Raw genomic sequence first — 20,475 nt, 5'->3', positions numbered from 1 at the left:
CGGGCATTACCGCGCGGCAGCTCCTGTCGCTTGCCTCACAACCGGATTTATTCTGGAAGTACGACTTCCCCGCATTCACCCGGCCCGCAAGGCCACCAGCACTGGAGCCCACAAATGATCATCGGTGTCCCCAAAGAGATCAAGAACAATGAATTCCGCGTCGCCATCACGGCTGCCGGCGTCCACGAATTCCGCACCCACGGCCACTCGGTCCTGGTGGAGCGCGGCGCAGGCCTGGGCTCGGGCATCACGGACGAGGAATACGCCATCGCCGGCGCCGAGATCGTCGCCGACGCCGACGACGTCTGGGGCCGCGCCGATATGGTCATGAAGGTCAAGGAGCCGGTCAAGGCCGAATACCACCGCTTCCGCAAGGGCCTGATCCTCTTCACCTACCTGCACCTCGCGGCCGAGCCGGAACTGACGCAGGAACTCATCAACACCGGCGTCACCGCCATCGCCTACGAGACCGTCCAGGAAGGCCGCAGCCTGCCGCTGCTCGCCCCGATGTCCGAAGTTGCCGGCCGCCTGTCCGTCCAGGTGGGCGCCACCTCGCTGATGGCTCCGGCCGGCGGCAAGGGCGTGCTGCTCGGCGGCGTACCGGGCGTCCGCCCGGCCAAGGTCGTCGTCCTCGGCGCCGGCGTTGCCGGCACCAACGCCGCCGCGATGGCCCTGGGCCTCGGCGCCGACGTCACCATCCTGGACATCAACATCAACCGCCTGCGCGAACTGGATGCCCAGTACCAGGGCCGCCTGAAGACGGTTGCCTCCAACGCCTACGAGATCGAGAAGTCCGTGGTCGACGCCGACCTCGTCATCGGCTCCGTCCTGATCCCGGGAGCCAAGGCCCCCAAGCTGGTCACGAACGAGCTCGTCTCGCGGATGAAGCCCGGCTCCGTGCTGGTCGACATCGCGGTGGACCAGGGCGGCTGCTTCGAGGACACGCACCCCACCACGCACCAGGAACCGACGTACAAGGTCCACAACACGATCTTCTACTGCGTGGCCAACATGCCGGGCGCCGTGCCGAACACCTCCACGTACGCGCTGACCAACGTCACCCTGCGCTACGCCGTCTCGCTGGCCAACCTGGGCGTCAAGGCCGCCTTCGAGCGCGACGCCGCCCTCGCCGCCGGCCTCAACATCGCCGGCGGCAAGGTCGCCCACCGCTCGGTCTCCGAGGCGCACAACCTGCCGCTCGTCGCCGACTGGCACGAGCTCGTCTCCGCGTAACACCCTCTGGTAGCCGCATCGACTGCTCCGAAACCGCCCTTTTGGACCCCCAAAACGGCGGTTTCGGAGCAGTCGATTGCGTTTAATCCAGGGCGCGGGCCTGCTCGATCAGCCGCAGCACCTCCACCGGCCCCGCCGGGTCCACCGGGACGGGCAGCGCCGAGGCGGCCCCGCCGTCGTTGATCTTGTCCGCCAGGATCCGGTAGAAGTCCGGGTAGGCGCCGCGTTCGGTGGGCAGCCGGTCCAGGTGGCCGTCCCGGCCCAGCAGCCCGGCCCAGTCGCGGTCCTCGACGCCGTAGTCGGGGTCCAGCGGGCTGCCGCCAGCCACGATGAACGGCTCCTGCGGATCCACGCCGTGTTTGGTGAAACCGCCCCCGGTGCCCAAAAGCCGGAAGCGCGGCCCCTGCTGGGCGCAGAGCATGTTCATCCACAGGTGGCTGGTCACCCCGGATGCGTGCCGCAGGGCGAGGAAGACGTCATCGTCGGCCTTCTCCCCGGGCCGCCGGGCCGCCAGTTCGGCGTGGGTGACCGTGGCGGGGCCAAACAGCTGCACTGCCTGGTCCAGCAGGTGGGTGCCAAGGTCAAACAGGACCCCGCCGCCGTCGTCCGCCGTTGCGGCCGCCTTCCAGGCTTTGGCGACGTCGGGGGACCAGCGTTCGAAGCGGGATTCGAACCGCGTCACAGTGCCGAGGACGCCGCGCTCCAGCAGGCCTCGGACGGTCAGGTAGTCACCGTCCCAGCGCCGGTTCTGGAAAACGGTAAGCACGCGGCCCAGCCGGGCGGCGAGCCGGATGAGTTCCTCGCCTTCCGCGCTGCGCACGGCAAACGGCTTGTCGACGACGACGTCGAGTCCGGCTTCCAGCGCGGCTTTCGCGAGTGGGTAGTGGGTGGCCGGCGGGGTGCCAAGGACCAGCAGGTCCAGTTCGCCGGCGATCCCAAGGATGTCCGCCGGGGTGTCGACGATCCGGGCGTCGGGGTACCGGGCGGCTGCGGCGGACTGCCTGCCGGCGTCGGAAGTGGAGATCACCGCGACGGAAAACGCGGGGTCGGCCGCCAGCAGCGGGGCATGGAACACGCTGCCCGAGAGGCCGAAGCCGGCGACAGCTGTGCGGATGGGCCCGGGGGAAACGGTTGTCATGGCTCCACGGTACCCCCCGCCCACTCACCCGGCGCTCCCTCGGATTTCGCAGTAATTAAGGCGACGCCCCCTCGAAAGGTGAGGGAGCGTCGCCCAAAAAGCTGCTAAAGGTGAGGGAGCGTCTGAAGGGGAGGTGGGGTTACTTCTTTTCCCAGCCGAGGGTGGTCCAGTCCGGAACCTGGGACAGGCTCTTGAACAGGGACGGGCCGTAGTTGGCCAGGCCGGTGCGCACGAAGGAGATCTGCGGACCGTTCATCACAACACCCATGGAGAAGTACTTTTCCATGTGCTTCTTTTCAACTTCCATAGCCGCCTTGTTGCGCTCGGCGTTGTCGGCAATGGTGGAGAGCTTCTTGATCTCGGCGTCCAGTTCAGCGTCGCCCAGTTCGTTCTCGTTCGTCTTGGAATCGTAGAACTGCTTGACGGCGTCGGTCGCGTCGGCGCCCACGGTGTAGCCGGAGACGCTCATGAAGAAGTCGCGGCTGCCCAGGACCTTGCCGAAATCGGCAGAAGCGCGCTGGTCGATGCCAACATCCATGCCGCCGGCCTTGAGCTGGCTCTGCAGGGTCTGCGCGAAAGCCAGGGTGGTGGGGTCGTCACCGAAGTTGCTGATCTTGAAGGCGGCGGGGACGCCGTCCTTCTCCATGACGCCAGCGGCATTGGCCTTGTAGCCGGCGTCGGTGAGGACCTTCTTGGCGGCTTCGGCGCCGGTTTCCTTCACGGGGTAGTTGTCCTGGTAGTACTTGGAGAACGGCAGCAGCATCATCGATCCGGAGCTGGTTTCTTCCCAGTTCAGGCCGTTGAAGCGGACCTTGCGCAGTGCCTCGCGGTCGACGGCGGTGAAGATCGCCTTGCGGATGGCGACGTCGTTCATCGGCGCCTTCTGGGCGTTGAGGTTCAGGCCACCGGCGAAGAGACGCTGGCCGCGGCGGATCTCGGAGTCCTTGGTGCCGTCCAGCTGCTTGTACGGGGTGATGGTGTTTGCGGAAACACCGTCTATTTCACCGTTCTTGAATGCGGCAATCGCGGCGCTGCTCTCAAGCTGGCGGAAGACCACTTTTTCCAGGACCGGCTTGGTGCCCCACCACTTGTCGTTCTGGGCGAGGGTGACCGTCTTGGCGGCGCTGTCGTACTGGTCCAGCTTGAACGGTCCGGCCATCCATTCCGGGTGCATGTCGCCGGTGAAGCCTTCGTTGAAGATCGCCGGGGTGTTCACGGCCGGGTGGACGAAGCCGGTGAAGAGTGCATCCAGCGGGAAGACCGGCTGGGTGGTGGTGACAACGACTTCCTTGGAGCTGGAGCCGGCCTTGACGGAGTCAACGAACTCGTACGCGCCGGAGGTGACGACGTCGATGTCCTTGTTCTCGCCCTTGAGCATGTTCCAGGTGTTCTCAAAGGTCTTGACGTCGATCGGGGTGCCGTCGTTGTAGCTGGCCTTCTCGTTCACCTTGATGGTGATGGTCTGCTTGCCGTCCTTGACCTCGCTCTTGACGTCCTCGCAGAAATTCTTGTTCGGCGTGGCGGTGCCGTCGAAGTCGAAATTCCAGCAGCCCCACGTGCCGGCCTCGTCGATCGGGCGGTGCAGGGCGGTGTTGTCCGCGCTGTTGCCGTTGTTGGAGAAACCGTTGAAGTCCGGACCGATGTTGCCCAGCGGCAGGGTGACGGTGCCGCCCGGCTGCAGGTCCTTGGCGTCCTTCGCGTTGATGCTGACGAGCTTGGCCAGATCACTTCCCGCGTCCTGGCCCTTGGCGGCCTCAGGACCCTTTGCGGCGCCGCCGCCACCGCCGCAAGCGGTCAGCGCAAGCGCTGCGACGACGGCGGTAACGCCGCCGATCTTGGTCAGATTCTTCATGTGTTCCCCTTCATTCCATTTTTGGTGCAAGTTGTGATGCGTGTGCCTGGTAGGTCAGGTGGTTTCGTGGACAACGAGCATGTCCGCGTCCAGTTCGCCGTCCGGGTAGAAGCAGGCGAATTGCTGGTCTGTGGGGGCCGCGGGGGCGGCCCGGCGGCCGGTAGCGGCCGGGGCTCCGGCACGCACGGTGTCCGGTGACGTCGTGACGGTTGCCAGCACGGGTTCCAGGGTCAGGCATTTCTCCTGCCTGGCAGGCGGCAGAGCCGCGAAGACCGGGCAGCGGGTGGCAAAGTTGCAGCCCTTGGGGGCTTCCAGCGGCGAGGGCAGGTCCCCCTGCAGGATGATGCGTTCCCGGGTGCGTTCCAGGACAGGGTCCGGGACCGGAATCGCCGACAGCAGTGCCCGGGTGTAGGGGTGGCGCGGGTTGTCGAAGACGCTGTCCACGTCCCCGATTTCCACGATCTTCCCGAGGTACATCACGGCCACGCGGTTGGAGATGTGCCGCACCACGGAGAGGTCGTGGGCCACCATGAGGTAGCTCAGCCCGAGCTCCGCGCGGAGCTGGTCCAGCAGGTTGATGACGCCGGCCTGGACGGACACGTCGAGGGCGGACACCGGCTCGTCCAGGACCACCAGTTTGGGGTTCACGGCGAGGGCGCGGGCAATGCCGATGCGCTGGCGCTGGCCGCCGGAGAACTGGTTGGGGAAGCGGTTGACGTGGTCCGGCTGGAGGCCCACAAGTTCCATCAGCTCCATGATCCGCTCCCGGATCCGGGGCTTGGCCATGCCCGCATTCTCGAGCGGCTCGGACAGTACCTCAAAGACGGTGAAACGCGGGTCGAGGGCGCCCGTGGGGTCCTGGAAGACCATCTGGAGTTCCTTGCGCATGGCGCTCTTGGTCCTGGCGTCGGAGGCTTCCTTGTTGCTGAGGCCGCCGATGACCACCTCGCCGTCCTGGTCCTTGTGGAACTCCATGATTTCCAGCAGGGTGGTGGTCTTGCCGCAGCCCGACTCGCCGACGATGGAGAAGCACTCGCCCTCGCGGATGTCGAAGCTCAGCCCGTCGACCGCCTTGACCGTTCCGATCCGGCGCTTGAGCAGGGCACCCTTCATCAGGGGAAAGTGCTTCCTGACGTCCCGGAGCTCCAGCACTGTCCGGCGCTCTTCGCGCGGGATCGCGTCAAAGCGTGACACCGGAACGGCCGGGGCCCGGAAGACCTCGCGGACGTCCACTTCCAGGCCCAGGGAATCGGTTTTGATGCAGGCGGCCTGGTGCGGCAGGCCGCCCTCCGGGTTGTCCCCGGCGACGGGCCACAGCTCCGGCTCGCCCTGCAGGCAGGCGTCGCTGGCCAGCGGGCAGCGCGGGGCGAAGGAACAGCCTGTGGGGGTGTGGATAAGGTTCGGCGGAATGCCCTCGATCGGCACCAGCGAGGACTTTTCGGCGACGTCAACACGCGGCACGGCACCCAGCAGGCCCATCGTGTACGGCATTCGCGGATTGTAGTAGATGTCGTCGACGCTGCCTGTCTCCACCGGCTTGCCGGCATACATCACCATGATGTCATCGGCCATCCCGGCGACGACCCCCAGGTCGTGGGTGATCATGACGACGGCGGCGCCGGTTTCCTCCTGCGCGGTGTGGAGGACCTCAAGGACCTGAGCCTGGATGGTGACGTCGAGCGCCGTCGTCGGCTCATCAGCGATCAGCACCCGCGGGTTGTTGGCGATCGCGATGGCGATCATGACGCGCTGGCGCATGCCGCCGGAGAACTCATGCGGGAAGGCCTTGAGCCGGTCCTTCGGACTGGGGATACCCACCATGCCGAGAAGCTCGACGGCGCGCGCTTCCTTGGCCTGCTTGCTCATGGCCGGGTTGTGGACCGTGAGCGCCTCGATGATCTGGTTGCCGACCGTGTAGACCGGCGTCAGGGAAGACAGCGGGTCCTGGAAGACCATGGCGATGTCGTTGCCGCGGTACCTGCACATGGCCTTGTCGCTGAGTCCCAGCAGTTCCTTGCCCTGGAGCCGGACCGAACCGGTGATCTCCGCCGTCGGGGGCAAGAGGCCCATGATGGCCATGGACGTGACGGATTTCCCGGAGCCGGACTCGCCCACAATGCCCAGCGTCTTGCCGGCGCGGAGGTCGAAGTCGATGCCGCGGACGGCGTGCACCACTCCGTTTTCCGTATTGAAGCGGACGTTCAGGTCCCGCACGGAGAGCACGGCAGCCGTCGGGGCATCACCTGGCGCGTGCAGCCCGGCGGCGTGCAGGCGCTCGGCGGCGGAGAGGCCGGCGGATCCGGGGCTGGCAGTCATTTCGTGGCTCATGGGGTTTTCTTCTTCTTCTTGGCGCTGCCGACGGAGCTGGAGCTGGGATCGAACGCGTCGCGCAGGCCGTCGTTCATCATGGCGAGCGACCCGGTCAGCAGGAACATGACGGTCAGCGGGACCCAGAACATCCACGGGAACGTGGAGACCTGCGAGGTGGCCTGGCCGATCAGCACACCCAGGCTCACGTCCGGGACCTTGATGCCGATGCCGATAAAGGAGAACGCAACCTCGGCCAGGATCGCGCCGGTGATGCCGCGGGTGATGTCCAGGACCAGCAGCGAGCCGATGTTCGGAACGAGGTGCCGCCAGACGATGCGCCGCGGCGGGATCCCCATGTACTGGGCCGCCTTGACGAAGTCGCGCGTCATGAGGGACATCGAGAGCGAGCGGATGAGCCGGGCGGTGCCCATCCAGCTGAAGACCAGCAGGACGATGATCAGCAGGAGCCAGCTGGGCAGGGACTTCTGCAGTCCGTTGCCGCCGCCGCTCGTGGCCACGGCGACAACCAGGAGGGCCGGCATCATGATCAGGGCTTCGAGGATGAACAGCATGACCTTGTCCACCTTCCCGCCAAAGTAGGCCATGGTGCAGCCGTACACGGCGGCGATCAGCACCGAGACGAGGCCGACGACGAGGCCGATCAGGATCGAGATCCGGGTGCCCTCCACGGTCAGGGCGTAGAGGTCGATGCCGGCCTGGGAGGTGCCCAGCAGGTGCTCGGCCGACGGCGGCATGCCGATGTTGAACGGGTCGATCGTCTCCTTGTCCCAGCTGGTGAAGAAGCCGCCCACAAAGGAGAACAGGGTCAGGGCCAGGAAGACGACCAGGCCGACGACGGCTGTCTTATTGCGCAGGAAGCGGCGGAGGATGATCGAGGACTTCGCGATGACGACGTCGTTGCGTTCGATCTTCGCCTCGCCGGCGACGGCGGCCGGGTCGATGGCGTTGAGGTTTGTCATGCTTACTGCACCCGCACTCTCGGGTCGACCAGCGTGGTGGCGAAGTCCGCGAGGATCGCGCCGATGGCGAAGATCACGGAGCCGTAGGCGAGGGTCGCCGTCGCGGCGTTGACGTCCTGCAGGGCGATGGCGTCGATGCTCCAGGAGCCGACGCCGTGCCAGGCGAAGATCTTTTCGGCGAAGAAGCCGCCGGCGAAAATGGCCGGGATGGTGAAGGCGATGCTTTGCGCCACGGGGATGAAGGACACCCGCAGGGCGTGCCGGCTGATGGCCTGGTTGCGGGTCAGCCCCTTGGCCCGCGCCGTCCGGACGAAGTCGGCGTTGACGTTGTCCAGGAGATATTGCCGCTGGGCGATCTGGTACGTGCCCCACCCCACGATCGTGATCGCGAAGGTCGGCACCGCATAGTGGGCCAGCATGTCGACGAATTGCGCCCAGCCGCCGCCCTCCATCCCCGGGGTGGAGATGCCTGTGACGAAGAAGATGCGTTCGCCCACCGTCTCGTTGATGTTGATGGCACCGAGCTGCACCAGGAAGTAGGCGATCGGCGCGGGCACGATGTACACGAGGTAGCTGTAGGACGTGATGACCCGGTCCGAGGCTTTGTACTGCCGGGCTGCCGTGTACACACCCAGGGCGACGCCGATGATCAGGGTCAGGACGATGGAGGCCAGGAACAGCCGGGTCGAGATCCAGACCCGGTCGCCGAATTCGGCGTTGATGAACGCGCCGTTGGGACTGCGGCCCCAATCCCAGCGGGTGACGATCGCCGTGAGCCACTCAACGTAGCGGTCCCACGCGCTGAGCCCGGGTCCAGGCCCTTCAGCCGGAAGGAGTTGGCCACCTGCTCGGGGGTGGGCCGCGGGATCCGCTCCTGCTCCAGCAGCGCCGGCTGCAGGGTGTTCACGGCCAGGAAGTAGCCGGCGGTGGTGGTCAGGAAGATCATGAAGACATACGTGATGGCACGTTTTGCGAGGTATCGGAGCATGGGACGACTAGTTCTGGATTGCCGTTGCCGTTGCGGTGCCCGCCGCTGCCGGAGGAGCTGTTACAGCCCCGCCGCGCGCAGGATTCTTGACAAGTTTCACAGCTTGATCCTTCCGTAGTCCCCATCCGGCAGGGGGTTACCGCTGCCGATCCGGGATCTGGGCCAGCGGGTATCTGGCCACCCGCAGGCCTTTCGGCGAGTCCTTGTGGACTATGTTGCGGGTCACATTCCAGAGGAAACTATCACATGGATACTGCCGCCGGACGTCGCCTCTCCCGGCATTCCGCGAGTCAGGTATCAGATCGTTATGAATAATTCCGGGAATTGATTTGATGCCGCCCGGCCAGCAACCGGCCCGGGCTAGGCCCCGCGCACAACGCGCGAGACGAGCTCCCGCCAGGACGCCGCGAGGCGCTCCGGGGCAATCTGGTGCACCCGGACGGCATGCAGGATCCGCTCGGGCTCCAGGACGGCACTCAGCGAGGTCGCCATCAGCCAGGGGTCCGCGGTCACACCCGCTTCCCGCAGCAGCATCTCCAGATGCCGGTGCCAGAGCACGGCCGCCGGCACGTCGAACCGGTTGTAGGCTGACACGTCCGCGGCCCGGGCCAGCTCGCCGAATTCCAGGACCCAGGCGATGCGCTCCCCGCCGAAGGCGATGAGCCGCTCCAGGGCCGGAGCGCCGGGGCCCAGCGGCGGCGGGCCGAACATAAACCGCCCCTGGAACTCGGCCTCAGCGTCGCTCAGCAGCGCCATCATGAGCCCCGCCCTGCTGCCGAACCGCCGGAACACCGTCCCTTTGCCCACGCCGGCACGCTGCGCGAGGGTGCCCATGGTCAGGCCGTCCGCCCCGCACTCCTCGACGAGCTCGCGGGCAGCCCGGAGGAGCAGCTCGCGGTTCCGGGCAGCGTCGCGGCGTTCGGGCTCCGCGCCCGGGCGGATGGGGATTAGGCTCACACCGCACATTCTAGTCACGGGGAATAGAAGCGGACCGCAGTCCGTTTTGATCAGTGAAGGCTGGCAACAGCCTCACATGACCAGCCAGCCGCAGAGCATCCGCGGCGCGACATCCAGGAGTTCCCATGCCCAAGAACACCGTTCTCACCCTGGTCGGCAGCCTGCGCGCCGAATCCACCAACCAGAAGCTCGCCGAAGCCATCCAGCTGAACGCCCCGGAGCAGGTTGAGGTCCTCATCCACGAGAGCCTTGGCAACATCCCGTTCTACAACGAGGACATCGACGTCGAAGGCCAGGTTCCCGCCGCAGCAGCCGCCCTGCGTGCCGCCGCGAACGACGCCGACACCCTGCTCCTGGTTACCCCCGAGCACAACGGCACGGTCCCCGCATCATTGAAGAACGCCATCGACTGGCTGTCCCGCCCGTACGGCGCCGGAGCCCTCTCCGGCAAGCCGACCGCCGTCGTCGGCACCGCCTTCGGCCAGTTCGGCGGAGTCTGGGCCCAGGACGAGGCCCGCAAGGCCGTCGGCATCGCCGGCGCCCAGGTCCTCGAGGACGTCAAGCTGGCCGTCCCGGGCTCCATGGTCCGCTTCGCGGAGGTCCACCCGAAGGACGATGCCGAGGTCGTGGAGCAGATCAAGGCTGTCTTCGCCGCACTGGAAGAATCCCGCACGGCCGCCGCAGCGTAGTTTCCGGCTGAACTCCGAGCACCCCCGGTCGCCCTCCTGCGCCCGGGGGTGTTCTGCGTCCGGAAACTTTTGCAGACCCGTACACGGGCTTGAAAACAAAGGTTTTTTATCTGACAACACTGGTTGTATTCTGGGTGATGTGACCCACGAAACACTTGATGCCGCCGCAGAGGTACTTCCGGCCGAGGCAATTGACGCAATCGAACGTGCGGCTACGTCCGCCCACCGCCACGAGGAACTGTTCTCGGAGCGCGCAGCAAATATCAAGCAATCGGCAGTCCGCGATGTCTTCGACATCTCGATGCGCCCCGGCCTCGTCTCGCTGGCCGGAGGAAGCCCGTACCTCCAGTCGCTGCCGCTGGAACGGCTCGGCCAGACCGCCGCGAAGATCATCGCCGAACAGGGACTGACCGCACTGCAGTACGGCGGCGGGCAGGGCACCGAGGAGCTTCGCACCCAGATCTGCGAAGTCATGGCCGCGGAAGGAATCCTGGACGCCAAACCTGAGAACGTCGTCATCACCGCCGGCTCCCAGTCAGCGCAGGATGTGGCGACCAAGGTCTTCTGCAACCCCGGCGACGTAGTGCTCGTCGAGGACCCCACCTATGTGGGCGCCCTCAACACCTTCGAGGCCTACCAGGTCCAGGTCGCCACGGTGCCGATGGACGCGGACGGCATCATCCCGGACCGCCTCGAGGCCAAGATTGCGGCCCTGCAGACAGCAGGAAAGAACATCAAGTTCCTGTACACGATCCCCAGCTTCAACAACCCCTCCGGTATTACGCTTTCGACGGAGCGGCGGCAGCAGGTCGTCAACATATGTCGCAATGCGAATATTCTGGTCCTGGAGGACAACCCGTACGGGCTGCTCCGGTTTGACGGCAAGCCACTCATCCCGCTGCGGGCCAACAACGCGGACGACGTGATCTACATGGGGTCTTTCTCCAAAATCTTCGCACCGGGGCTGCGGATCGGCTGGGCGCTCGTCCCTGCACACCTCCAGCGCCGCTATTACCTGGCGTCGGAGGCTGTCACCCTCTGCCCGCCGACCCTCAACCAGATGCTGGTCTCCGCCTACCTCCGGGACTACGACTGGCGCGGCCAGATCGAGACTTACCGGGGCCTGTACCAGGAGCGCTGCAACGCGATGCTCGCCGCCCTCGACGAGTACATGCCGCCGGGCCTGAGCTGGACCCGTCCCGAGGGTGGCTTCTTCGTCTGGGTCACGCTGCCCGAGGGCGTGGACACGTACCCGCTGTTAAAGAAAGCAATCGATGCCGGAGTGGTCTTCATTCCGGGCGCGGCATTTACACATTCCGCCGAACCGTCCAACAAGATCCGGCTGGCTTTCAGCGCTGTTCCGCCGGAGTCCATCCGCGAAGGAGTCCGCCGGCTGGCCCCTGTCCTGCTGGAAGCCATCGCGGCGCGGTAGCCTGAACCAATGGCGGATGGCCGCAGACGTGCATTGACCTCAAGGAGCATTCATGACCGGAATTATTGTTGTCGGCGTCGATGGCAGCGAAACGGCCCTTAAAGCCGCGCACACCGCGCTTGACCTGGCCGCCTCGCTCGGGGCCACACTGCACGTGGTCAGCGCGTTCGACAGCGACAGGACCGAGGTCTACGTCAGCGGCAGCGACAAGTGGATCGTCTCCGACGCGGGCGACGCCGAGAAGGTCGCCCGCGGCGTCGCGGACAGCCTCCGCACGCCCGCCGTCAACGTTACCTATGCCGCTGCCCGCGGGAAGCCGGCCGAGGCCCTGATCGACGAAGCCGCACGCACCGGGGCCCAGCTGATCGTCGTCGGCAACCGGCGGATGCAGGGACTGGGCCGCGTGCTCGGAAGCGTTGCCAACTCCGTGGCCCACAACGCACCCTGCGACGTCTACATCGCGAAGACCGACGCCTCCGCCTAAGCACGTGCCACGGCCGTCTGCGCTGGCAGTTGCGGGAGTTCCCTGGCACCAGCCAGCGGTATCCGCTCACCCCCAATGGTGATCGGCAGCCACCGGCCGGGGCATCGCGTGGCGGCGGTCATGGCAACCCGTTACGGAAGCGGCGGCGCCTGGTCCGTCTGGTCCGAGATGTGTGAGGTGGCCGCGCATTCCCGAACGGCCTCGACACCTCTCACCGCAGCCGCTTTGTCCTGGTAGGTGCTGGAGAGGGCCAGCACGGCCCCGTTCCCGTCAAGGATCCGGATGAGGAACCCGCCCCCATCAGCACGGACGAGCTCGAACTTTCCTGGCGTGGAGGGGCTGCGGACTTCGGCGACCTGAACGGTGCCGGACCCGGCCGGGTCCGGCACACGCGGGGCGGCGCGAAAAGCCTGTGTGAGTTTGGCGGCGGAAAGCAGGACGGGGGAAATCTTTGGCATGGTAGCTCCATGATGAGGTGCCTAAGGCCGCGTCCTGACCTTCTCCTGACTATACGCATCCAGGAAGGACGCCCGGGATTCGCTGCGTCACAATCGTCGTCTGCTGCACCGGTTTGGCTGTGCACGCCCCGCTCCCGTCCTACCCGGAGGCTGCCCCTGCCGTCTTGAGCATCCGGCGCAGGATCTTGCCGGAGGAGGACTTCGGCACGGCGTCGATGAACTCGACCCGGCGGATCTTCTTGAAGGGCGCCACCCTGGCCGCCACGTAGTCCATGACCGCGGCCTCGTCGAGCCGCACGCCCTCCTCCCCGGGCTGGCGCACCACAAAGGCCATCGGCACCTCCTGGCCGTCGGCGTCGGACGTTCCGATCACCGCGGCATCCGCGATGCCGGGGTGGGTGAGCAGCAGCGCCTCAAGTTCCGCCGGCGCGATCTGGTAGCCCTTGTATTTGATCAGTTCCTTGAGCCGGTCCACGATCGTGACGACGCCGTCGGCCCGGACGGTGGCAATGTCCCCGGTATGCAGGAAGCCGTCGGCGTCGAGGGTGTCCGCCGTTTCCTCCGGCCGGTTGAGGTAGCCGAGCATGACGTTCGGTCCGCGGCACAGCAGGTGTCCGGGGGCGCTGACGCCTTCCGGCGGGACCTCAATCTCCTCCCCCGTGGCCGGATCCACCAGGCGGCAGTCCATGTTCGGAACGGTGTAGCCCACCGAGCTGACGGGCACGTCGGTGGCATCCACCGGGATCAGGTGGGACACGGGGCTCATCTCGGTCATGCCGTAGCCCTGCAGCACCCGGCAGCCCAGGCGTTCGGCGAGCTTCGTGCCGAGCTCGCCGTCGAGCGGGGCAGCACCGGAAAGTGTGGTGTGCACGGAGCTGAGATCGTAGTCGGCGACCATCGGGTGCTTGGACAGGGCCACGGCCACCGGCGGCGCGATGAACAGGTAGCTGCACTTCTGGTCCTGGATGATCCGCAGGAACTCGGCCAGCTCAAACTTCGGCATCGTGACCAGGCAGGCCCGCTGCCGCAGCGCCAGGTTCAACAGGACGGTCAGCCCGTAGATGTGGAAGAACGGCAGCAGCGCCAGCAGGCGGTCCTCGGGAGTGACCTTGAGCAGGCCGCGGGACTGCTCGGCGTTCGCGATCAGGTTCCGGTGGCTGAGCATAACGCCCTTGGGCCGGCCGGTGGTCCCGGAGGAGTACGGCAGCACGGCCACGTGGGTGGCGGAATCGAAACTGACCTCCGGCGCCGGGGCGCCGGAGGTCAGCAGGTCCCGCAGCGAGGGGTGGCCGTCGGCGCCGTCGAGGACGACCAGCCGGTCGGCCGGGATTCCGGCCCGGGCGGCGGCTTCCCGGGCAGCGGGGAGCAAGGCGGACACGGTGAACATCCACTGCGCGCCGGCGTCGGCCAGCTGGAGGGCGATCTCGTCTGCTGTGTACAGGGAGTTGACGGTGGTGACGGTCGCGCCGGCCCGCAGCAGCCCGTGGAAGACGACGGCGAAGGCCGGGACGTTCGGGCACAGGATCGCCGCGACGCCGTGGACGCCCAGGCCCTGGGCCGCGACGGCTCCGGCCAGGGCATCGATCTGGGCCACGAGTGTCCGGTAGTCCGTCTCCGCGCCGCTCACCCCGTCGACGAGGGCGATCCGGTCCAGGTCGGCCTCCTCCAGGCCACCGAAGAGGTACTCGTACAGGCTCACGTCGGGAATGTCCACATCGGGGAACGGGCTCGAGAACACGCAACATCTCCTTTGATCCGCGTCCGCCCCGCTGGCGGCGGCTGGTGCCACTCTAGTGCCGCCAGCCCGTCCTGGACAGGACCCGGGTTGAGCCGCGTCACGGCGCCCAGTGGGTAGCCTCACGCGGATTCCGGCCCGCGGAAGCGGTGGGCAGGCGATAAAATTGGATGTGCCCCCAAAGGCGTGGACATCCAACTTTTCACAGTTCAGGGGATGAAAATGCCTACTCTTCAGCGCCGTCAACTCGTTGGCCACGATATTCTCCTGGCCCGGCACGGCAACCACATCAGCGCCATGCGCGTGGACCGCCAGGCCGGCCGGGTCATCGCATACCTGGACAACGGCTCCACGGACAGCGCCCCCAACATGATCTCCCCGGGGCTCCGCATGCCCGAGACCGTCCGGAGTGTTCTCCGTGACGACTGGAAGTTCTTCGCCCTGGTGACCGCGTGCACCTCTGGCTTCGCCGCCGTCCTGGTCGCCGCCACTGTCGCCCTGGCCGGGATCAGCGGAGATCCGGGCATGACCGCGTTACTGTCCACCTACCCGGGCAGCTAGTAACGCAGAGCCCCTCGCGGCGCTCCAGCCCAGTTACTGGGGGCCGGAGCCCCTTTCTGCCCCGGCGAGCCGCGGGATTCCGCGGGCACGGGGTGGCCAGGGCAGAAACAACTGGGCAGGAACGTCGCGTCAGTCCAGCAGCAGAGCGGGCTCTTCCAGGATCGCGGCGACGTCGGCCATGAAGCGTGCCGAGAGGTCGCCGTCGACCACCCGGTGGTCGAAGGAACCGCCGAGGGTGGTGATCCAGCGCGGGATCACTTCGCCGTCAAGGACCCAGGGCTTCTGCTTGATCGTGCCGAAGGCCACGATCGCCACCTCGCCGGGATTGATGATCGGCGTGCCGGTATCGATTCCGAGGGCCCCGATGTTGGTGACGGTCAGTGTGCCGCCCTGCATCTGGGCGGGCTGGGTCTTCCCGGCCCGGGCGGTGGTGGCGAGGTCGTTCAGGGCCAGGGCCAGCTCCTTGAGCGAGAGATCCTGCGCGTTCTTGATGTTCGGGACCATCAGGCCGCGCGGCGTGGCGGCGGCGATTCCGAGGTTCATGAAGTGCTTGACGTGGATCTCGGCGGAGTCGCTGCCGTCTGGGTTGTCCACCCAGGTCGCGTTGACGCTGGGGTTCCGTGCCGCGGCCCAGATGACCGCCTTCGCCAGGATCAGGAGCGGGGAGACCTTGATGCCTTCGAAATCACGGGAGGCCTTGAGCCGCTTGACGAACTCCATGGTCCGGCTGGCGTCGACGTCGACGAAGATGCTGACGTGCGGGGCGGCGAAGGCCGACTCGACCATGGCCCGCGCGGTGGCCTTGCGGACGCCCTTGACCGGGATCCGCTCGATCCGCTGTTCCTGCGGGCGGCCGGTAGTGCCCCAGAAGGTGTCTGCCTTGTCCACCTCGGCGTCGCGCTGCGCCTGGTAGCTCACCAGGTCCTCGCGGGTCACTTCGCCGCGGGCGCCGGTGGGGACGACGTCGGACAGATCGATGCCGAGGTCGCGGGCGATTTTGCGCACGGGGGGCTTGGCCAGGACCCTGCTGACCAGGCCTGTGATGGCGCCGCCGAGGGTGGGCCGTTGATCGATTGCATCAGCCGGGGCCGCGCGCTCCCCGTGGGCGACGGCCTCCGGGCTGATCCAGATGTCGTGCACCTCCACAGGCTCGACCGGCGGGACGGTTCCGGCGACGGAGGCTGCCGAAACCGCCGGTTTGGCGGCCGGAGCGGCAACCCGCCGGCGGCGCTTGACGGCGTCGGCCTTGGGACCGGAGCCCACGAGGGGACCGCCGGCCGGTTCGCCGGCGTCGGACGTGTCCGCCTCCAGCTTTCCGTACAGCGGAGCGGCGGGAGCCGCGTCGGGAACCGGTGCAGGGACGGCGTCGGAGGTCGCGGCGTCGCTCACGCTGATGATCGGGGTCCCGACGTCGACCGTCAGGCCCTCGGGGACGAGCAGTTCAGTGACGGTGCCGGCGAACGGAGAGGGCAGTTCGACGAGGGATTTTGCCGTCTCGATTTCGCACAGGACATCGTTGATGGCCACCGTATCGCCCGGTTTGACCTTCCAGGCGACGATCTCGGCCTCGGTCAGTCCTTCGCCCACATCGGGGAGGTTGAACTTATGCAGAGTCATGTTGTCCTTGGTGGGAGAAGGCGCCTCGACGGGAGGCGGTCAGAAAGGGCCGGTCAGTAAGACAGGGCACGGTCCAGTGCCTCGAGGATGCGGTCGATGTCGGGGAGGTAGTCTTCCTCCACCTTCGCCACCGGGTAGGGCATGTGGAAGCCTCCGACGCGGATGACGGGCGCCTCAAGCGAGTGGAAGGCACGCTCGCTGATCCGGGCCGCGATTTCGCCGCCGATCCCGCCGAAGGTCGGGGCCTCGTGGGCCACAATCAGCCGGCCCGTCTTTTTGACGGATTCCGTGACGGTGTCGAAGTCGATCGGCGAGATGGAACGCAGGTCGACCACCTCGACGCTGTGGCCGTCCTCGGCCGCGGCGTTGGCAGCGGCCAGTGCCACCGGCACCAGCGGGCCGTAGACCACCACGGTGGCGTCGGTTCCCTCGCGGAGCACGTGGGCCTTGAAGGGGTCCACGGACGTTCCGGGGGATTCGGTGTCGACCTCGCCCTTGAGCCAGTAGCGGCGTTTGGGCTCGAAGACGATCACAGGGTCCTGGCAGTCGACGGCCTGCTGGATCATCCAGTAGGCGTCATGCGGGTTGGACGGGGTGATGATGCGAAGGCCCGCCGTGTGGGCGAACAGCGCCTCCGGGGACTCCGAATGGTGTTCGATCGAGCCGATGCCGCCGCCGTACGGGATCCGGATGACGACCGGCACGGTCAGGTTGCCGTTGCTGCGGGAGTGCATTTTGGCCAACTGCGTGGTGATTTGGTTGAAACCCGGGAACACGAAGCCGTCGAACTGGATTTCACAGACGGGCAGGTAGCCGCGCAGGGACAGGCCGATCGCGGTCCCGATAATGCCGGACTCCGCAAGCGGTGTGTCCACGACGCGGTCGGCGCCGAACTCGGCGAACAGGCCGTCGGTGACGCGGTACACGCCGCCGAGGGGTCCAATGTCCTCGCCCATGAGCAGGGCGCGGGGGTTGTTGGTCAGCGTTGCGCGCAGGCCCTCATTGATGGCCTTGGCGATAGTCATGGTGGTCATCAGTTGGCCGCACCTTCCGGCTGGACTGTTGCGTCGTCGGCGAATCCTGCGCTGTACTCCTCGAACCAGGCCAGCTCCTCGGCCACCAGCGGGTGGGCCTCCACGTAGGTGTTGGCGAAGGCGGTCCGGATGTCCGGGGTCTCCAGGTCGTAGGTGGTCTTGCGGACGTAGGCGGCGAGATCGTCGCCGTCGGCCCTGACCTGCTCGAAAAACGTGTCGTCGGCCAGCCCCTGGGCGCGGAGGTACTTCTCCAGGCGCTCCAGCGGATCCTTGGCCCGCCACCGGGTTTCCTCGGCGGATTCCCGGTACTTCGTGGGATCGTCGGCCGTGGTGTGCGCGCCGACGCGGTAGGTGAAGGCCTCAATCAGCACCGGTCCCTCGCCCTGGCGGGCACGTTCCAGCGCCCACTCGGTGACGGCATGGACAGCAATCACGTCGTTTCCGTCGACCCGGATGCCGGGGAATCCGTAGCCTTTGGCCCGGTTGGCGAGCGGGATGCGGGTCTGCACGGAGCTGGGAACGGAGATCGCCCAGTGGTTGTTCTGGCAGAAGAACACCACAGGCGCCTTGTAGGAGGAGGCGAACACCATGGACTCATGGACGTCGCCTTCGGAGCTGGCGCCGTCGCCGAAGTACACCATGACGGCGGCCTTGGGCTCCGTGGCGTGGCCCGCTGTTCCGTCCGCGAGTGCGGCGGATGCCGCGAACTTCTGGTCGCGCTGGATGCCCATCGCGTAGCCCACCGCATGCGGCGTCTGGGCTGCGAGGACCAGGGTGTAAAGGTGGAAGTTGGTGTCCTTGGGGTTCCAGCCGCCGTTGGACACTCCGCGGAACTGGCGCAGCAGTTCGGCCAGGTCCACGTTGCGGGTCAGGGCGACGCCGTGCTCGCGGTACGTGGGGAAGAGGTAGTCCTGCGGCTGGCTGGCCCGGCCCGAGCCGATCTGGGCGGCCTCCTGGCCGGTGAGGGGAACCCACAGGGCCAGTTGGCCCTGGCGCTGGAGCGCCGTTGCCTCCACGTCGAAGCGGCGGATCTTAGCCATGTCGGCATAGAATCCGCGCAGTGTCTCCGGGTCAAGCCGCTCGGCGTATTCCGAGAACACGGGATCAGAGCCGAGCGTGCCGTCAGGAGCGAGGAGCTGCACCATCGGCTCCACGGGATCACCCAAACGGGCCTCGGCTTCTGCTTCCAGCCGGTCCTCAATGTCGGTTCCGTCGAACTCGGTAGAGGGCAGATGTGTGGCGCCCATACCGTCTCCTTGCTTGCCGCATCCGAATGCGCCGCGATCGCTGGGATATATGCCGGACCGGTAATACATTCCCGGTCCGGCATATATTTTGGCTTACTCGTCCTTACTTTATCCGCAGCAGGCTGGCCGCGGCCGTCATGTTAAGCGCTAGGAACGCCGCGGCGGTTTTGTATAGATCGCACAGAGTTCGAGGAAGCGGGTGTTGGCCTCGGCCTCGCCGATGCTGACCCGCACCCCCTCGTTGGCGAAGGCACGCACGGAGAGTGCCCGCTCCCCTGCCAGGGCGGCGAATTCCGCACTGTCGGCACCGAGATTGAGCCAGACGAAATTGCCCTGCGCCTCCGGCACGAACCAGCCAAGGTCCCGCAGTCCGGCGGTGACCCGGTCCCGTTCGTCCACGAGGCTTTGTACCCTTTCTACAACCTCGCCGAAATGCTTCAGCGAGGTCACCGCCGCGGTCTCGGCGATCTGGGAGACCGAGAACGGGGTGGCCGCGACGCGCAGGTGCTGCGTGAGGTCCGGGTGGGACACGCTGTAGCCCACCCGCAGCCCGGCCAGGCCGTGGGCCTTGGAAAAGGTCCGCAGCACCACGACATTGGGGTACTTCCGGTACATTTCAATGCCGTCGACGGCGTGCCCGTCGCGGACGAACTCCTGGTAGGCCTCATCGATGACCACCACGACGTCGGACGGGACGGTCGTGAGGAAGCGCTCGGTCTCCTCGGTGGTCAGGATGGGCCCGGTGGGGTTGTTGGGGGTGCACAGCAGGATCATCCGGGTCCGGGCCGTCACGGCGGCTGCCATCGCGTCGAGGTCGTGCCGGCCGTCCGCCGTCAGCGGGACCTGCACGCTCTCGGCGCCGGCGAGCCCCACGCTGATGGGATAGGCCTCGAAGGACCGCCACGCATAGATGACCTCGTCGGGCTTGCCGTCGTCGTTCTGCCCCGCGAAGGTGGCCAGCAGCTGGTTCAGCGCACCCAGGCTTCCGGCGCCGGTGACGATGTCCTCCGCGGGAACGTCCAGGAACCCGGCGAGCGCGCTCCGCAGCTTGCTGCTCAGCGGATCCGGGTAGCGGTTGAAATCGGTCTGCGCCGCGATGGCCTGCTGCACTGCAGGGATCGGGGGCAGCGGGTTTTCGTTGGAGGAAAGCTTGTAGCTGGCCAGACCCTCGACGGGGACTGGCGGTTTGCCGGCCGCGTAACGGGGAAGGAGGTCTACCACGGGACGGGGCCGGATGCCCCCGGCCGTGTTCTCTGATGAAGTCATGCCAACTAGCCTACTTCGGGTCCCCGCCCCCATCGCCTGCCGCGATAAGGGGATATGGTCCCTGCCGTTCCCGCCGGGCGTATGACAGCATGGGGCCATGCGCTCATTCATCGTACGAGTCATCATCAACGCGCTGGCCCTGGCAATCGCGTGCTGGATCCTCACCGGCCTGGATATTTCGATGGCGGGCAACGGCACGCTCAGCATCACACTGGGCTACCTCTTCGTCGGCTTGATCTTCGGCCTCGTCAACGCCTTCGTCAAGCCCATCGTCAGCCTGCTCTCGCTGCCGATCACCATCCTTACCCTGGGCCTTTTCACGGTTGTCATCAACGCCGGAATGCTCTACCTGACGTCCTGGATCAGCAGTTACACCACCGTGCACTTCACCATTGACGCCTTCTTCTGGACGGCGGTTTTCGCCGCGCTCATCATCAGCGCGGTGTCGCTCGTGGCCAGTTTCCTTCCCGCGCTCGACCGCTAGGAACTGCGCG

At 66.7% G+C, this 20,475-nt stretch carries 17 protein-coding genes and 1 pseudogene; 6 read left to right on the top strand and 12 right to left on the bottom strand.

All coding sequences use genetic code 11. The features are described 5' to 3' along the window. Positions 1-114: 114 nt before the first annotated feature. The gene (ald, locus tag ACZY0Y_RS03750) at positions 115-1,233 is read left to right on the top strand and encodes an alanine dehydrogenase (RefSeq protein WP_024367237.1); all 1,119 of its coding nucleotides are present in this window, start codon (positions 115-117) and stop codon (positions 1,231-1,233) included. Between the two features lie 82 nt (positions 1,234-1,315). Here ald and ACZY0Y_RS03745 read toward each other — a convergent pair whose 3' ends face one another. The 6 genes and pseudogenes from ACZY0Y_RS03745 to ACZY0Y_RS03720 form a co-directional block, all read right to left on the bottom strand. After that, positions 1,316-2,371, bottom strand: coding sequence for a Gfo/Idh/MocA family protein (locus ACZY0Y_RS03745; protein ID WP_463956847.1), 1,056 nt, complete (start codon positions 2,369-2,371; stop codon positions 1,316-1,318). A gap of 139 nt (positions 2,372-2,510) precedes the next feature. Continuing rightward, positions 2,511-4,223 carry an ABC transporter family substrate-binding protein gene (locus ACZY0Y_RS03740; protein ID WP_463883810.1) on the bottom strand — a complete coding sequence of 571 codons (1,713 nt, stop codon included), beginning with the start codon at positions 4,221-4,223 and terminating at the stop codon, positions 2,511-2,513. A gap of 54 nt (positions 4,224-4,277) precedes the next feature. Then, positions 4,278-6,551, bottom strand: a complete 2,274-nt coding sequence (locus tag ACZY0Y_RS03735) for an ABC transporter ATP-binding protein (protein ID WP_463956846.1) — start codon at positions 6,549-6,551, stop codon at positions 4,278-4,280. Further along, positions 6,548-7,513, bottom strand: a complete 966-nt coding sequence (locus ACZY0Y_RS03730) for an ABC transporter permease (protein WP_463956845.1) — start codon at positions 7,511-7,513, stop codon at positions 6,548-6,550. Before ACZY0Y_RS03730 ends, ACZY0Y_RS03735 begins: the two co-directional genes overlap by 4 nt. Positions 7,514-7,515: 2 nt before the next feature. Next, positions 7,516-8,501: pseudogene (locus ACZY0Y_RS03725) on the bottom strand (ABC transporter permease). Positions 8,502-8,861: 360 nt separating this feature from the next. Continuing rightward, positions 8,862-9,458, bottom strand: coding sequence for a TetR/AcrR family transcriptional regulator (locus tag ACZY0Y_RS03720; RefSeq protein WP_463886458.1), 597 nt, complete (start codon positions 9,456-9,458; stop codon positions 8,862-8,864). Positions 9,459-9,583: 125 nt separating this feature from the next. Here ACZY0Y_RS03720 and ACZY0Y_RS03715 point away from each other — a divergent pair, with 125 nt between their 5' ends. From ACZY0Y_RS03715 to ACZY0Y_RS03705, 3 genes are all read left to right on the top strand, one after another. Further along, on the top strand, positions 9,584-10,147 hold the full coding sequence (locus tag ACZY0Y_RS03715; protein WP_463886460.1) for an NAD(P)H-dependent oxidoreductase: 564 nt from the start codon (positions 9,584-9,586) through the stop codon (positions 10,145-10,147). A 139-nt stretch (positions 10,148-10,286) separates the two neighbouring features. Continuing rightward, positions 10,287-11,579: an aminotransferase-like domain-containing protein gene (locus ACZY0Y_RS03710; protein ID WP_463956844.1), complete on the top strand. Its 1,293-nt coding sequence runs from the start codon at positions 10,287-10,289 to the stop codon at positions 11,577-11,579. A gap of 52 nt (positions 11,580-11,631) precedes the next feature. Then, on the top strand, positions 11,632-12,063 hold the full coding sequence (locus ACZY0Y_RS03705; RefSeq protein WP_463886465.1) for a universal stress protein: 432 nt from the start codon (positions 11,632-11,634) through the stop codon (positions 12,061-12,063). Between the two features lie 131 nt (positions 12,064-12,194). On the opposite strand, the gene ACZY0Y_RS03700 is transcribed toward ACZY0Y_RS03705, so the two are convergent. Beyond that, on the bottom strand, positions 12,195-12,521 hold the full coding sequence (locus ACZY0Y_RS03700) for a YegP family protein (protein WP_463956843.1): 327 nt from the start codon (positions 12,519-12,521) through the stop codon (positions 12,195-12,197). A gap of 139 nt (positions 12,522-12,660) precedes the next feature. Next, entirely contained in the window at positions 12,661-14,259 is a 1,599-nt protein-coding gene (locus ACZY0Y_RS03695) for an AMP-binding protein (protein WP_463956842.1), read from the bottom strand. A gap of 219 nt (positions 14,260-14,478) precedes the next feature. Between ACZY0Y_RS03695 and ACZY0Y_RS03690 the strand changes: the two genes are divergently transcribed. After that, entirely contained in the window at positions 14,479-14,817 is a 339-nt protein-coding gene (locus ACZY0Y_RS03690) for a hypothetical protein (protein ID WP_463884241.1), read from the top strand. A 129-nt stretch (positions 14,818-14,946) separates the two neighbouring features. Here the strand turns inward: ACZY0Y_RS03690 and ACZY0Y_RS03685 are convergent, their stop codons facing one another. The 4 genes from ACZY0Y_RS03685 to ACZY0Y_RS03670 form a co-directional block, all read right to left on the bottom strand. Continuing rightward, positions 14,947-16,434, bottom strand: coding sequence for a dihydrolipoamide acetyltransferase family protein (locus tag ACZY0Y_RS03685; protein ID WP_463956841.1), 1,488 nt, complete (start codon positions 16,432-16,434; stop codon positions 14,947-14,949). Between the two features lie 53 nt (positions 16,435-16,487). Beyond that, positions 16,488-17,468, bottom strand: a complete 981-nt coding sequence (locus ACZY0Y_RS03680) for an alpha-ketoacid dehydrogenase subunit beta (protein ID WP_463956840.1) — start codon at positions 17,466-17,468, stop codon at positions 16,488-16,490. Then, positions 17,468-18,715, bottom strand: coding sequence for a pyruvate dehydrogenase (acetyl-transferring) E1 component subunit alpha (gene pdhA / locus ACZY0Y_RS03675; protein ID WP_463956839.1), 1,248 nt, complete (start codon positions 18,713-18,715; stop codon positions 17,468-17,470). The genes ACZY0Y_RS03680 and pdhA overlap by 1 nt, the downstream gene beginning before the upstream one ends. A 147-nt stretch (positions 18,716-18,862) precedes the next feature. Beyond that, positions 18,863-19,981 carry a histidinol-phosphate transaminase gene (locus tag ACZY0Y_RS03670; protein WP_463884233.1) on the bottom strand — a complete coding sequence of 373 codons (1,119 nt, stop codon included), beginning with the start codon at positions 19,979-19,981 and terminating at the stop codon, positions 18,863-18,865. A 97-nt stretch (positions 19,982-20,078) separates the two neighbouring features. Here ACZY0Y_RS03670 and ACZY0Y_RS03665 point away from each other — a divergent pair, with 97 nt between their 5' ends. Continuing rightward, entirely contained in the window at positions 20,079-20,465 is a 387-nt protein-coding gene (locus ACZY0Y_RS03665) for a phage holin family protein (RefSeq protein WP_463956838.1), read from the top strand. Positions 20,466-20,475: the final 10 nt, after the last annotated feature.

The organism is Pseudarthrobacter kochi (genome assembly GCF_055412805.1).
This window is presented reverse-complemented; position numbering and strand designations above follow the sequence as displayed.

Coding starts and splice junctions, on each gene's coding strand:
- ald (WP_024367237.1), top strand. CDS start 115: ATGATCATCGGTGTCCCCAAAGAGATCAAGAACAATGAATTCCGCGTC.
- ACZY0Y_RS03745 (WP_463956847.1), bottom strand. CDS start 2,371: ATGACAACCGTTTCCCCCGGGCCCATCCGCACAGCTGTCGCCGGCTTC.
- ACZY0Y_RS03740 (WP_463883810.1), bottom strand. CDS start 4,223: ATGAAGAATCTGACCAAGATCGGCGGCGTTACCGCCGTCGTCGCAGCG.
- ACZY0Y_RS03735 (WP_463956846.1), bottom strand. CDS start 6,551: ATGAGCCACGAAATGACTGCCAGCCCCGGATCCGCCGGCCTCTCCGCC.
- ACZY0Y_RS03730 (WP_463956845.1), bottom strand. CDS start 7,513: ATGACAAACCTCAACGCCATCGACCCGGCCGCCGTCGCCGGCGAGGCG.
- ACZY0Y_RS03715 (WP_463886460.1), top strand. CDS start 9,584: ATGCCCAAGAACACCGTTCTCACCCTGGTCGGCAGCCTGCGCGCCGAA.
- ACZY0Y_RS03705 (WP_463886465.1), top strand. CDS start 11,632: ATGACCGGAATTATTGTTGTCGGCGTCGATGGCAGCGAAACGGCCCTT.
- ACZY0Y_RS03700 (WP_463956843.1), bottom strand. CDS start 12,521: ATGCCAAAGATTTCCCCCGTCCTGCTTTCCGCCGCCAAACTCACACAG.
- ACZY0Y_RS03690 (WP_463884241.1), top strand. CDS start 14,479: ATGCCTACTCTTCAGCGCCGTCAACTCGTTGGCCACGATATTCTCCTG.
- ACZY0Y_RS03685 (WP_463956841.1), bottom strand. CDS start 16,434: ATGACTCTGCATAAGTTCAACCTCCCCGATGTGGGCGAAGGACTGACC.
- ACZY0Y_RS03680 (WP_463956840.1), bottom strand. CDS start 17,468: ATGACCACCATGACTATCGCCAAGGCCATCAATGAGGGCCTGCGCGCA.
- pdhA (WP_463956839.1), bottom strand. CDS start 18,715: ATGGGCGCCACACATCTGCCCTCTACCGAGTTCGACGGAACCGACATT.
- ACZY0Y_RS03670 (WP_463884233.1), bottom strand. CDS start 19,981: ATGACTTCATCAGAGAACACGGCCGGGGGCATCCGGCCCCGTCCCGTG.
- ACZY0Y_RS03665 (WP_463956838.1), top strand. CDS start 20,079: ATGCGCTCATTCATCGTACGAGTCATCATCAACGCGCTGGCCCTGGCA.